The organism is Sulfuricurvum sp., assembly GCF_028710345.1.
Taxonomy (GTDB): Bacteria; Campylobacterota; Campylobacteria; order Campylobacterales; family Sulfurimonadaceae; genus Sulfuricurvum.
The window spans coordinates 34,249-46,376 of sequence record NZ_JAQTUH010000008.1 but is presented as its reverse complement, the minus strand read 5'-3'; the positions used below and the strand labels follow the sequence as shown (position 1 = coordinate 46,376).

The window sequence follows — 12,128 nt, the reverse complement described above, 5'->3', positions numbered from 1 at the left end:
TTTGGTGAATACATCTTCTGACACACGCCGTGGCATATTTTTTATGCTTTTAGCATCGTTTTTATTTGCCCTCACGATGCTGTTTGCAAAACTTCTCTCAGCTTCGATGAGCTCGGTTGAGGTGACGTTTTGGCGTAACGCTATCGGTCTGATTGCTATCTCGTTTACCCTCTTTCACTCTCCGATTCGTAATGTCGGGGGTCGCCCTTTCACCCTCGTTTTTAGAGGAGTTATTGGAACGGTTGCATTGCTCACCTTTTTTTACACCATCAGTGCAACATCACTCTCAAACGCTATCATTTATGCTAAAACAGAGCCTATTTTTACCGCTATTCTCGCTTTTTTCCTCCTCAAAGAGAGGCTCAAAACCAGTGCGCTTTTAGCAATCCTCATCGGTTTTTTAGGGGTTGTGACACTCAATGGAATGGAGTGGAATTATCTCCATATTATGGGGATACTCACAGGATTTCTCTCCGCACTCGCCTACACCAGTGTCCGAAGTTTAAAAGCCTACTACGATACACGCACCGTCGTCCTCTCTTTTATGATTTCGGGTGTACTCATCCCCCTCATACTGATGATATTAGGTGAGTTTTACACCTCACCTTCGCTAAGTTTCGCACTAAGCCCATTTATTCTCCCCCAAGGAATCGATTGGGTATGGATTGTATTGATAGGATTATCAGCCGCAGGGGGACAAATATACATGACTCGCGCTTACTTTTACGCCAAAGCAGGATTGGTGAGTAGTGTTAGTTATTCCGTTGTCCTCTTTGCAACCATTTTTGGGATACTATTAGGGGATACCTTGCCCACTATCTCTATCATCATCGGCGCATTCATGATTGTGATAAGCGGTCTGATGCTCTCACGGAGTAAATAAATGAAAACCTTCACCTCAGAACCTCTCAGCGAAATCCTCTCATGGGCACACGAAGCACTCACGGTGTCTGATACCATCACCTTTGAAGTACTTAACCCTGATATTGCCAAAAATTCCTATGCGGGTGAAACCGTCACAATAAACGAAATAAACTATCTCCATCGCTCTTACAAAGGGTGGAGTGATTTAGCTGAACTGCTGTTTTGCCGCCTCTTAACCCCCAAACCCCTATCTGAACACACCATAGCTCTCACCTATGAAAAACTCGACCTTAGCGATTCGTTTCATCATTCTGAGGAAAAAGAGGAAAAATACGGCACAGCGTCCCGATTTGCCGCTATCCACAAAAATGAAGAACCCGCATTCTTGAGTCCCTATCTGCGTGCATTACGAAGTGTCAAAGTGGGTGATAAAAAACGGATATTGAATTTGGGGATCAACACAGGAGATGAATTTGACCTCATCCGTCAAATTCTCCCAGATGAAGTGTATAGGAATATAGAACTCGTCGGAATCGACTTTTCATCCAGTGCTATCAATGTCGCACGGGAGCGGTTTGGTGAGGGGAATGCCCACTTTTACGTCCATGATATTAACGATTTATCATCGCTCAATCTAGGACGATTCGATCTCATTATCACCATCGGAACCCTACAAAGCTCTACATTGGAGTTTAAACCCCTCTTTGCCTCGTTAGTACAAGAGTATTTGAATAAAGATGGTGCCATGATTTTAGGATTTCCGAATTGTCGATGGATGGGGGGGGAGATGATTTATGGGGCAAAAGCACCGAACTATCCCTATTCAGAGATGTCGATAATCATAAAAGATATCTATTACTGTAAAAAATATTTACAGCAAAAAAAGTTTCGCGTCACCGTTACAGGACGTGATTACCTCTTTTTAACCGCTACTTCACTCAAAAAAGAGTTAGCGTAACGTGTAAACGTCATCATCCACCGTGACGCAAAAAATTTCATATTGCTTGGTATCAAGCTTCTCTTTGATAACAACCTCTTTCACGCCTAATGAGAGTGCATATTTACGTAAATCTATGACATCCTCTCTATTTTTCGTGGTTACTTTTATGATTAAATCCCCTTTGTATCCCGCATACGTATTTATATTAGAAATATCATAATCCAATACAAAACGGATAATTTTTTTTTGAACGTCTTGCATAATACATCCCCCTTTAAAAAACTAATAATGTTTTTTACTATTTTTTAAACATCGCTAATAATACTACTTCTAAGCTAAAATAATCTATAATCAATCACTATCTATTGGGAGTTTTAATGAACAGTTCTTCTTTCACAATTATTCGTCAAGTATTGACATTGCCGGTCATCGTTATCGCAATGGGGTATTTTGTCGATATCTACGATCTTATTTTATTCGGAGTAGTCCGTGTAGCAAGTCTCAGTGAGCTTGGGCTCAAAGCTGATGAAATCACTGCATGGGGTTCTACGATTCTCAATATGCAGATGGGAGGGATGCTCATCGGAGGAATTTTATGGGGAATATTGGGGGATAAAAAAGGGCGACTTTCGGTACTCTTTGCCTCTATCGTCCTCTATTCGGTTGCCAATTTTCTTAACGCTTTTGTGACCAATGTCGAACAATATGCGGCGTTGCGTTTTATCGCCGGAATCGGTTTAGCGGGAGAACTTGGAGCAGGAGTAACACTGGTTGCCGAAATCCTCCCAAAACATCTTCGCGGATATGGAGTAATGAGCATCGCCAGTTTTGGTGTACTCGGAGTGGTTGCCGCCAATCTCGTTGCGGAACATTTTGCATGGAGAAATGCTTATATGTTTGGAGGGATATTAGGTTTTACACTGCTAATACTTCGTCTCAAAGTGCGTGAATCAGGGATGTTTGAACACAATCTTAGTGAAAATATCAAACGGGGAGATTTTTTTGCCCTCTTTACACACAAACGGTTACTCGGTAAATACCTCAAAGCAATTGCTATTGGTATACCATTATGGTTTGTCGTGGGAGTACTCGTTATGTTCTCTCCCGAATTTGCCAAGGCATTAGAGATTACCGGTGACATAAGTGCAGGTACTGCATTAATGTACTGCTATATCGGTTTGGCTATCGGTGATTTCGCCAGCGGTTATCTCTCCCAAAAACTCAAAAGTCGCAAAAATGCATTTACCCTCTTTTTACTCCTCTCCTCTTTGAGTGTCGTATGGTATTACACCCTACACGGAGCAACACCTTCTGAGTTTTACTGGGCATGTTTTGCACTGGGTATTTTCTGCGGCTATTGGGCTCTCTTTATCACGATGGCTGCAGAGCAGTTCGGAACCAATATCCGTGCTACCGTCGCCACTACTGCACCCAATTTCGTTCGCGGTGCAGTAGTTCCTATTACCCTCTCATTTATTTCCCTCAAAGCAAATTATGGAATTTTAGGGGCAGGTGCTATTGTGGGAGCAGTTTGCTTTACCCTTGCTGCCGTTGCACTTTATTATACCCATGAAACATTCCACAAAGATTTGGATTATATCGAAGTATGAGAAAGGTTTTCGTCCTCATCATTACCCTGAGTTCTCTCTACGGTGCACCCTCTGAGGATGCAATCAATGCTTCTCTAACATCCATAGGTTCTGAAGAGTCCTATGATGATATTAATCCCCTTCACAACGTACGCGAGACGTACGCTACCAGTTATAACTATCACATGAAACGCTATCAAGTCACCAAAGAAGAACATGCAAAAATAGCAAAACAATTTGAAGAGGCAAATATTCCCCTATATTTCTCTCTTATCCCCTATTGCGAATCAAATTTTAGAAATGATGCTCACGGAAGCGGAGCCGTCGGCTTATGGCAATTCATGAAACAATCAGGACGAACCTATGGTCTCACAATCAAAAAAGGGCATGATGAGAGAACCAATATTTGCCTCTCAACCGAAGCCGCTATACGCTATATCAAAGATTTAAAAAAAGAGTTTGGAGAGTGGTATCTCGCTGACTTTGCTTATGGACTGGGAGAGATAAAGCTCAAACGACTTATTAAAAAGAATGGAAGTAATAAAATTTCTGTACTTTTAAAAGATCCCGAATTCAAAAGAGGGACGAAAGATCACTTTATTAAAACATTACTCTTGGATGCTACCATCCATCAAAATGAGATAAAAGAAGATTCAACCGTTCCCCCTGAGCCTATTCAGGGGTGAACAGTTAAACTTTATCCGATATTCGTATAAACCGCTTGAACGTCATCGTCCTCTTCGAGTTTATCAATTAGTTTTTCAATATCCGCCATCTGCTCATCATTAAACTCTACCGGAGAGTTCGCGATACGCTCCAATGCCGCACTATCAGGGGTAATTCCCATTTTTTCCAACTCTGATGAGAGGGCGCCGAACGAAGTGTATTCACCATACACGCTCACCTCACCCTCTTCTTCTTCGATACTGTCTAACCCTGCATCGATGAGTGCAAATTCAAGTTCTTCTAAATCCATAGCCGGTTTTGGAAATCGAAACACCGCTTTACGGCTAAACATAAATTCGAGTGAACCGTTGTTGAGAGTTTCACCTTTGGCACGTCCAAAAATCGTGCGGACATTGGAGATTGTACGCGCATTGTTATCGGTAGCACACTCGACGAAAAAGAGTACCCCATGTGGTCCTTTTCCCTCGATATTCATCTCTGCCAAAGAGATAGCGTCTTTACCGGATGCTCGTTTGATTGCCGCATCAATATTGTCTTTTGGCATATTTTGCGCTTTAGCAGTCATTATCGCACTACGGAGTTTCGGGTTCATATCGGGATCTTCCCCACCCTCTTTTGCCGCCATCGTGATAATTTTACCCAACTTTGGAAATACGCGGGACATATTTCCCCAACGTTTCATTTTTGCGGCTTTACGATATTCAAACGCTCTTCCCATACGATATGCTCCTCTAAATATAGTTCAATAATTGGTGGAATTATAGCGCGTTTACCTATGCATAACAAAGGATTTGTAGATTTACACCATCAATTTCGGATCAAAAAAGTGAAATTGGTGACGACCACCGTTTTTAGACGCATACATTGCCTTATCTGCATTACTTAAGAGAAGCTCTGCATTTTTGCCATCTTGCGGAAATAAGCTAATGCCGATACTACAACTACTCACGACTTGATGTTCATTAATTAAGAAAGGTTCTTGAAAAAGTTTTTGTATTTTTTCTGCTATCTTTGAAAAATGGGATACTGTCATTCCATTTTCAATTATCAGGAGAAATTCATCCCCGCCAAAACGTGATAGGGTATCCCCTTTACGGATAACTTTTTGCATCCGCTTTGCCGCTTCTATCAATAACAAATCACCACTTGAATGACCGATAGAATCATTAATCTCTTTAAAATGGTCTAAATCGATAAAAAATACACCAAATATCTCTTTAGTTCGGCTTTTATGTTGAATCGTTTGTTCTATTCTATCCATAAAAAGACGTCTGTTAGGGAGATGTGTTAGGGGGTCGTGCATCGAAATATGGGATAACTTTTCTGTTTCCGCCACAAGGCGATCTTGTACTGTCAGATATTGCGTAATATCATGCGTAATTTCAACATAAGCAGTTATCTCACCCTCTGTATCTAAAATGGGGCGCATATGCACTTCAACATACCGTTTGTTTCCCTCTTTATCTTTTCGTAGATGACGCATAGTGACTGGTTGCTTTATTTTTTTAACGCTGTTCATTGGGCATGAGCTCCCATCTTCTGAACACGCAGGAAGATTTTTTTGTGCTAAATTAAAACATTTATTGACCAGTACTGAATCATCGGCTTGTTCTTTTGCTGCCTGATTCATCATTGCTATCGTGTAATCAGGTTCAATATAAAGGATGGGATCGGGTATTCCATCGATCATCGTCTGCATTATTTCACGAGTGGTATTGAGTTTTTTCTCCAATGTAATAATCCGAGCTATTTTTTCCAACACATGCAACAGCTGATACGGATCAGTCGGCTTGAGAATATAATTGTCAACATGCAATGCAATACTTCGTAATAACAAATGGGTATCACTAAAAGCGGAATTAACGATGATAGGAAAAGATGGATGTGCATGGCGTATGTGTGCTATCATCTCCAATCCACTCATTTTTGGAAGCTGTAAATCAGTAATCAAAATATGAGGAGAATGTTTTTCAAAAAGCTCTAACCCCTCTTCTGCATTTCGCGCAATAATTACCTCATTAAAATAATCACCGAATGCATTGATAAAAGAACGCACGGTGGAAGAATCGTCCTCAACATATAAAAGGGTAAATGATTTAAGCATCGTATTTAACTTCTAAAGTGATTTCAGTCTGCATCCCATTTTGGATCGTCTCCATACGGATTGATCCACTCATACTATTTTCGATAATCATTTTTGACATATACAACCCTATTCCTGTCCCATCTTTCTTCTCTTTGGTCGTAAAGTAAGGTTCAAATGCACGATTGATAATTTCATCGGATGCTCCGCCACCATTATCAGTGATAATCACGATAGCCTTATCTCTTTTATGTTCAACTCCAATACGGATAAAGCCATCCTCACGTTTTTCTCGTAAAATGGCATCTTTGGAATTATTGAAAATGTTAATAAGCACTTGTGCAAACTCATTCTCATACCCAAAAATTTCAATATCCCCTTTATCATCATAATAGATAGTGATTCCATGATTTTTAAACGAATCGTGGACGAATGAGATTGTTTTATCGATTACAAATGACAATTTAAACAATTTTTTGGCTTTATTCGGATTGAAAAAATCCCTAAAATCATCGATAGTAGTGGACATGTGCTGAATGGTTTTTTGAGACTCTTCCACAAAAGTATGAAAGAGATCTTTATTGACCGCATCGGTATGAAATTTTTTCTCTATGGCAAAAAGGTTTAATGCTAGTGAGTTGAGCGGTTGTCTCCATTGATGGGCAATATTACCAATCATCTCCCCCATACTGGCGAGTTTTGATTGTTGAAACATCAGCTCTTGGTTGCGAATGATATCGGTTTTATCGGTAAAGCCGATAATGACCCCAAAATCATCACTGGAGAAATTAATCGATTTGATTTGAAACCAGTAGATGCGATTATCAATAATCAAATCGTATTCCACTTCTGTCTTATTTTGCACAACATTTTTGACGTTTTCAAACAAATCAGGGATAGAAACTAATGCATTAATAATGATTTCACTGAGATTGATTTTATGAATATAATTGATTTTGAAAAACCGTTCCATCCCTTTGGTATGGAGGAAAAGATCGAGATTTTTGTCTAAAATCAATACATCCGTGTTGATTACTTCGACCACTTTATTCAATGCTTCGTTGACAAATGCCAACTCTTTATTTTTATGTTCCAGTTCATCATTAACCGTATGTAGCTCTTCATTCGTACTTTGAAGCTCTTCGTTCGAGGTTTCTAACTCTTCGTTCGTCGATTGTAACTCTTCGTTGGTACTTTGCAACTCTTCATTCGTACTTTGGAGCTCTTCGTTTGAAGTTTCGAGTTCTTCGATGGTAATTTGTAAACGCTCTTTGAGTGCCGTTAGCTCATTTTCGAGGATATTGACGTCATTGATGTCATGCACCTGCATTTGATGCGAGAGGAGTACCGAGCGATCGGTTTCATTGATCTCTTCAAATGCAATAAAATAGCTGTTCTCGGCAAGTCTGTTTCGCGGAAGAGGAAAAACCGTGATCGTCACATAAACACGATCATCCGTCAGTGGTAATACGCGAATTTTTTTAGAGACGGTGACGTGTTCATTTTTAACTGCTTCATTTAGTGTAGCTCGTAAATCGAGTCGGAGAAAATCGGAAACTTGTTTATAGATGTCATTGGTTGCTAAACCGTTAGGATGAGAAATGTATTTATTCTCCCCCTTGAAAAACAAAATACCCCCGCTGGAGTCCACTACAATACCGTTTTGAGCAAAAAATCCTGCGACGGCATTGTTGATCGAACCGTTAATGTCTAACGCATTTACCTCATCACGCAATTTTCGAGAACCGCGTTGAAAATCCTTTTTTTGAAAATAGGCGAGTGCTTCGATATCGATATTTCCCATATCATTTGATTTACGATAAATCTTGTGTTTGTTATCAATAATAGCAAAAATAGAGGTGAGATTCCCGATAGTCTCGGACAACCCTAAAAACATCAACCCCTGATAACGTAATGCATACGAAAAGATACTGATGACCCGTTGTTGCAATTCAGAGTTAAAATAAATCAAAAGATTACGACAACTGACCAAATCAAGATTTAGAAATGGAGGATCTTTAATGACGTCATGCTTCGAAAATACGATCATGTCCCGTATCGCTTTGATAGGAGAGTACCTGCGGTTTTTTTCAACAAAATAGCTAGAGAGGATTAGCGGATCGATTTCACTAATCTCCTCCTCACTAAAGCTTCGACTACGCGCCTCATCGATTGCCTCTTCACTCACATCGGTAGCGAAAATCGTCACTTTTTTAGTGATCTCCATCTTTTTCAAAAGCTCGCTGATAACAATAGCCATAGAGTAGGCTTCATCCCCCGTAGCACATGCGGCAACCCATATACGGATATGATTATCGAGCTTATCCTTTAAAAGCGACTCAACTTCCATTCCTAATGCCCTAAAAGCCTCTTTATCGCGAAACAGTGAAGTAACAATAATCAAAAGCTCTTTTTTTAGGTTCATAATTTCGGCAGGGGAACGTTGCAAAAGGTCGATGTAATCAGTAACACTTTCTGATTTAGTATCAATTATCCGTCGCTCCAATCGGCGATGGATGGTATTTTCTTTGTAATCGCTAAAATCAACTTCACTTTTTTGATTTAACAAACGAAACACTTTATCGATATTGTCTAAAAGATCGAAATGGCGATCAAAATATTTCGGATCATCAATCGCATAGGGGATCCCTTGCGCTAACAACTCCGAGGGTAAAACTGCATCCACTGCATGGGTATCGATAGCCGCTTTGGGCATCGAAAAATATTTGGCATCTTCGTTTTCAGCCAAAGCGATACCACCCCCTTGTTTTATAGCAACAATCCCCTCTGCACCATCACTTCCCGTACCGCTGAGGATAATCCCTATCGCTTTTTCTTTTTTCTCCAATGCCAGTGATTTTAGAAATCGATTAACCGAGGGTTTTGGATAAGGCTTGAGAGAGGGGGCGACAAGTTTAAAATGCCCCTCTTCGATGACGATGTCGGAATTGGGCGGGCAATAGTAGATATGATCTGCCAAAGGCTCAAGATTATCGGTAACAGCAATAATAGGGATTTTCGAAAAACGCTCCAATAGTGTCCCTAGCATTGTAGGCTGTTTTGGATCGAGATGTTGGACAATAACATACGTAATTCGACTCGATGGCTCGATATTTTGAATAAATTTTTGAAGTGCTTCAAACCCTCCGGCACTCGCTCCTAAACCGACGATTGTGAGATTTGCATAGTCGTTATTTACTTTTCTCTTTGCCATTGACTATAACATCCTTTTGATTTGTTGAATCAGCTTTTGTATGGCGGTGACATTTTTTTGGACACCTAAAAAATATTTTAATTTTTCTGTTTTTTTATCAAAAATAGGGCTAATAGTGAGTTCATTATAAATGAGTTCTCCACTTTTCGTATAATTACGAAGGGTCACGGTAATATCTCGCTCTTCGCTCAGTGCTTTTTGAATCTCTTTTAAAGAGAGTTGATCGCGATCTTCTCCGTGCAAAAAACGACAATTACGACCGATTACCTCTTCGGATGTATAACCAAACATTTCACTAAATGCTTCATTTACAAAGATAATAGGATTATCCGGTAAATTCGGGTCAGAGATAGTTACCCCGTTTTTCGCTTGATCGAGTATTTCAAGGACATATTCGGTGATATCAGGGACATTATCCCTATATTTTTTGAGGACATAGCGCCCTCCATAATAATTGTTGATAATCAAACATGGGATTCGTTTGCGCAGATTACTAATCAAATTGCGAACATTTTTAGGATTAAACTCTTTATCATAGTCATCCCAAATATGAAAAAATATATCGACACTGCTCACCGGTTTATCATGATGATCGATCAACATTGAGAGTAATTTTGTCATGCTCGATGTCAATACTATCGTATGATTATCTTCACTTACGGTTTGGGTAAGAGGATTCCAATAACATTTATCACATAATTTTATCAGTGTTTTTGCATTCATGAAAGCCATTCTATTACAAAAGTATCTTCAAAGTGCCTTTTTAACGACAAGATAGACATTAAAAAAGGATATTAATAACGTTCATAGAATTTCACCATAATTTTATAGTTCTAAAACGATTAATATGAATTATCATATCTTATTTTGTATATAAATAAAGCTTAAATAAAAAAAAAGAGTTATATGATTTGAAAGAGAAGAGAAGCCTACTGCCCTAAGGCAGTTTTAATCGTCGATTATCGCAATATCGCTTTTAATTTGGTTGAACAACAACGAGCGGTTATCCATACGGTATTGGTAATAAAACGTATTTGTTTTGAGACTACGAAGTACCGATGTGTTGTAATAATGGGCATTCGAACAGCGTCCCAAATACAAGAATGTAAAGAGAAGTTTGATACGAGGATTCTCAAAAATCTCATTGGGTTGCGTCAAGAAAGTGAACCCGAATTTTTTGAGATTCACGAGATCAAAGACATAATAGATAAAATCTTCGAATTTCGTATAAAATCCGTTTAAACTCTCAATCTCTTGGAAAAAGTAGTAATAATTATCGAGTAACTCTTGCTTTTGGATCGTTTTAGATAATTGGCTTTTGATGCTGCGTTTACTTGCAAAATACGAAGGATTAACCGCCATATAGATATTACGACGCTCTGCAATCGCTTGATTAAGAGCCTCTTCAAACGCCTCACTCTCTTCAAAACGGAGATAAAAAAAAGTATCCGAATCTTTGAATTTTTCTTCGATTTTATCGATAGAAGGGTCAGAAAAATCGAGATAAAGGGTCGGTATACCGCACGCCATCACAAAATGACGGATTTTATTCGCCAAATGGGTTTTACCCGATCCCGTCTCACCGAGAATCAACGTGTTGTGATAAAGGGTTCTCTCTTTGAGTTCTAACGTTGCAATGCTATTTTTAAATGTTCCTATTTTATATCGCATTTGAAATCCACTCTTTTAAAATTAATACATAAGTATAACCTAGAAAAGATAAAGGATTACATCCACACCTCTTGCGTTATCACTACATCACCACGATCACTGTGGAAACTAAGCTCACTGTCGCTGATATTGCATTGAATCCGCATTGTCCGTTCACACAATGTTTCTATCCCCTCAGTCGTCAGATGAATCACCGAGAGATTTTTAAATCGAGAGAAGGTAGTACCATTTTGTTTCCACCACGCACTGGCACTTTTGAGATTATAAGTGTAAACAATCACCCTCTCACTTCTCCCGCACGCTTTACGCAGACGTTTTTCATCCACCTGAGCCAAATCGATCCACAACTCGACCTCTCCACCGTAGTTTTTCTCCCACAATTCGGGTTCGTCATCTCCTCCGATCCCTTTGGTGATAACAAGTCTATCTGATGCGTTGAGGGCAAATGCTACGAGCCGTATCATCAGCCGCTCATCGGTCTCTGAGGGGTGTTGGGCTATCGTAATCTCATGGGTCTCGTAGTAGTTACGATCCATATCCGCAATACTGAGTTGTGCTTTATAAATCGTCGAACCTGCCGCCATAAAAACTCCCTTGTAAGTGTGGGATTATGGCATAAGGGGGCTTAGTTAATAGGAAAAGCATTCATCATTCCCACGAAGGCGGGCGGAGTGCCCTTTAGGGTAAATCTAGCTTCACGCCGCTACTGTTCCGCCAAATCCGAACTCCACTCTAAAATCGGTTGCCTGTACTTTTGGGATTACCATGTTTTTATCTTTTTCCAACACAACGATTCCATAACGTTCAAGTGTTTTGAGGGTACGTGAAAGATTTGATTTTTTGCGACCGGTCATCACTTCGAGTTCTGTAAGTGACTGCGGATTTTTTTCGGCAATGATTTTTAAAAGCTCTTGATTTTCATTGCTAAGAACCTGCGCAAGCGATTTAATCGACTCAAACCATACTTTCGGTTCATCTGCATTGGGTTTATACTCCCCTTTTGCGATGGCAATAGTACGTTTAATATAATCGGCTTTACTCAAAATTCCAACATATAACATTTTAGATTCCATCTTTTTC

At 39.6% G+C, this 12,128-nt stretch carries 12 protein-coding genes; 4 read left to right on the top strand and 8 right to left on the bottom strand.

Going from position 1 to position 12,128, the window contains the following annotated elements:
- Positions 1-4: 4 nt before the first annotated feature.
- The gene (locus tag PHC76_RS10995; protein WP_299973070.1) at positions 5-883 is read left to right on the top strand and encodes a DMT family transporter; all 879 of its coding nucleotides are present in this window, start codon (positions 5-7) and stop codon (positions 881-883) included.
- Positions 884-1,822, top strand: coding sequence for a methyltransferase domain-containing protein (locus tag PHC76_RS10990; RefSeq protein WP_299973067.1), 939 nt, complete (start codon positions 884-886; stop codon positions 1,820-1,822).
- On the opposite strand, the gene PHC76_RS10985 is transcribed toward PHC76_RS10990, so the two are convergent.
- The gene (locus tag PHC76_RS10985) at positions 1,814-2,065 is read right to left on the bottom strand and encodes a hypothetical protein (RefSeq protein ID WP_299973064.1); all 252 of its coding nucleotides are present in this window, start codon (positions 2,063-2,065) and stop codon (positions 1,814-1,816) included. The two genes, PHC76_RS10990 and PHC76_RS10985, sit on opposite strands and share 9 nt — an antisense overlap.
- Before the next feature lie 116 nt (positions 2,066-2,181).
- Between PHC76_RS10985 and PHC76_RS10980 the strand changes: the two genes are divergently transcribed.
- Both PHC76_RS10980 and PHC76_RS10975 read left to right on the top strand, forming a co-directional pair.
- Positions 2,182-3,414 carry an MFS transporter gene (locus tag PHC76_RS10980; protein WP_299973061.1) on the top strand — a complete coding sequence of 411 codons (1,233 nt, stop codon included), beginning with the start codon at positions 2,182-2,184 and terminating at the stop codon, positions 3,412-3,414.
- Positions 3,411-4,079, top strand: a complete 669-nt coding sequence (locus PHC76_RS10975; RefSeq protein ID WP_299973058.1) for a lytic transglycosylase domain-containing protein — start codon at positions 3,411-3,413, stop codon at positions 4,077-4,079. The genes PHC76_RS10980 and PHC76_RS10975 overlap by 4 nt, the downstream gene beginning before the upstream one ends.
- Positions 4,080-4,090: 11 nt before the next feature.
- Here PHC76_RS10975 and PHC76_RS10970 read toward each other — a convergent pair whose 3' ends face one another.
- The 7 genes from PHC76_RS10970 to PHC76_RS10940 form a co-directional block, all read right to left on the bottom strand.
- Positions 4,091-4,798, bottom strand: a complete 708-nt coding sequence (locus tag PHC76_RS10970) for a YebC/PmpR family DNA-binding transcriptional regulator (protein WP_299973055.1) — start codon at positions 4,796-4,798, stop codon at positions 4,091-4,093.
- An 81-nt stretch (positions 4,799-4,879) separates the two neighbouring features.
- On the bottom strand, positions 4,880-6,184 hold the full coding sequence (locus PHC76_RS10965; protein ID WP_299973053.1) for a diguanylate cyclase: 1,305 nt from the start codon (positions 6,182-6,184) through the stop codon (positions 4,880-4,882).
- On the bottom strand, positions 6,177-9,377 hold the full coding sequence (locus tag PHC76_RS10960) for a CheR family methyltransferase (RefSeq protein ID WP_299973050.1): 3,201 nt from the start codon (positions 9,375-9,377) through the stop codon (positions 6,177-6,179). Before PHC76_RS10960 ends, PHC76_RS10965 begins: the two co-directional genes overlap by 8 nt.
- Positions 9,378-9,380: 3 nt before the next feature.
- Complete coding sequence (locus tag PHC76_RS10955) at positions 9,381-10,109, bottom strand: PAS domain-containing protein (RefSeq protein ID WP_300210064.1); 729 nt, start codon at positions 10,107-10,109, stop codon at positions 9,381-9,383.
- A 216-nt stretch (positions 10,110-10,325) separates the two neighbouring features.
- Positions 10,326-11,048, bottom strand: coding sequence for an ATP-binding protein (locus PHC76_RS10950; protein ID WP_299973045.1), 723 nt, complete (start codon positions 11,046-11,048; stop codon positions 10,326-10,328).
- A gap of 56 nt (positions 11,049-11,104) precedes the next feature.
- Positions 11,105-11,632: a YaeQ family protein gene (locus PHC76_RS10945; protein WP_299973041.1), complete on the bottom strand. Its 528-nt coding sequence runs from the start codon at positions 11,630-11,632 to the stop codon at positions 11,105-11,107.
- 111 nt (positions 11,633-11,743) lie between these two features.
- A complete protein-coding gene (locus PHC76_RS10940) occupies positions 11,744-12,121 on the bottom strand; it encodes a transcriptional regulator (protein ID WP_299973039.1) in 378 nt (125 codons plus the stop codon).
- Between the last annotated feature and the right edge of the window lie 7 nt (positions 12,122-12,128).